The sequence below is a fragment of the Kitasatospora sp. NPDC001540 genome (assembly GCF_042894345.1).
GTDB classification, from domain to species: Bacteria; Actinomycetota; Actinomycetes; order Streptomycetales; family Streptomycetaceae; genus Kitasatospora; species Kitasatospora phosalacinea_C.
Genome location: NZ_JBIAVO010000090.1, coordinates 1 through 1584, shown reverse-complemented (window position 1 = coordinate 1584; position 1584 = coordinate 1). Strand labels below are relative to the sequence as shown.

Genomic DNA, 1584 nt, shown 5'->3' with positions numbered 1-1584 from the left:
AGCTTGGCGTTTATCCTCGTCGGCTTTGATGTTCCTTGATCGAGTCGGCTCGTTTGGCCGTCTTGCCGACGTTGTGGCGTGGGGCCCGTTGCTTGTTCTTCGAGCCGGGAGGCCGTCCCGGGCCTGGTCGGGACGGTTTCGGTGCGGCTGCCGGGAGGGCCGCTGTCGCGCGGATGTTGCGAAACCCCCGGCGGACGCGGGCGGGGGTGAGACGGCGGGGTTCGGTCACCGGTCGCTCCCATGGCCGGCGTACGTCTTCGGCCAGGGGTCGGGCGAGGCGGATCTGGGTGTGGGCAGCGATGATCAGCCAGGTCCACAGATCGGCGGTGTCGGCGTGGCGGATCTTCGGGGCGGTCCAGCCGAGGGTTTGCTTCATCAGCCGGAAGGTGTGCTCCAAGTCGAATCGGCGGAGAAAGGACTGCCACCACAGGTCCACGTCCGTGCCGGTGGCCGCGGTGGCCGAGCACCACAGCCAGACCGGTTTCGGGTCCCGGTCACCCGGCAGGCGCTCGACCTCGAGCCGGATCAACGTGCCGTGCAGGATAGGTAGTTCCTCCTCGGCGTGGTCCAGCCAGGGGCCGCGGTGGGTGAGCCGGGGGTGCATCCGGTCCCAGGCCGTCGCCTGGGCGGTGCCGTAGCGGGTGGTCTCGGTGGCCGTGGTGGTGTCGGGGGTGTGCCAGGTGTCGGGTCTGGCGAAGGTGAGGACCCCACCGTGTCGACGGGGTCGCCCGCCCTTCGGCCCGCGGCGGTCGGGGCCGGGGTCGCGGAGCATGACCCGGTCCGAGCGCAGGCGTCCGAGCAGGACGACGGGCAGGTCGGCCAGGGTGTGGGAGAGGTAGGTGACGTCGTAGCCGGAGTCCATCACGATCAGGATCTCCGGGTTGCCCGGCTCCCAGTGCCCGGCCCGGAGCAACCGCTCGACGACACCGCGCAGTTGGACGGCGGTGACGGCGGTAGCGTCGTCGGCCGGCCCGAGACGGACGGCATCCAGCAGCGCGACCCAGGAGGTGCGGCCCGTTTCCAGCGCGGCGACGAAGGAGTACGGCCAGCCCGGAACGAACTGGTCCCGGCTGCGGTCCCCGCGTCCGTAGACATGGCAGAACAGCCGCTCGTCGCTTGTCGGGGCATCGGGGCGGAGCCAGTTGCTCACGTCCACGGCCAGCACGATCCGCCCGTCGGCCGCCCGCGGCAGCGGCAGACCGGCCAGGACCTTGCGCAGTCGGGCGGGCTCGGCCCAGCCCCGTTCCAGCCCCTGGTACAGCGCACCGTGCCCGCGCCGGTGCTCGGCCGCCAACGACAGCTCGACCAGCGTCCTGACCGGCCCCTCCGTGCACAGCACCGCGTCCGTGAGTTCGAAGAGCACATCCGCGCGGGCGTAAAGGCACTCGTAGAACTCGACCCGAAAGCGGGACAGGACGCCCAAAGCATCACCAGCGGGCACATCGGCAGGCAGACTCATACACAGCGGCCGTTCTCTCGTGCTTCCTGACTCGACACCTCGAAGCGTGGAGAACGGCCGCCTCTGCTGTCCCGGGAAGAACCGCAGATCAGCAGGTCGAGTGACATGCGTGGATAAACGCCAAG

General features: G+C 70.1%; 1 protein-coding gene. It reads right to left on the bottom strand.

All coding sequences use genetic code 11. The annotated features are described in order from the left end of the window. Positions 1-10 precede the first annotated feature (10 nt). On the bottom strand, positions 11-1459 hold the full coding sequence (locus tag ACFY00_RS38090; protein ID WP_388038868.1) for an NF041680 family putative transposase: 1449 nt from the start codon (positions 1457-1459) through the stop codon (positions 11-13). Positions 1460-1584 lie beyond the last annotated feature (125 nt).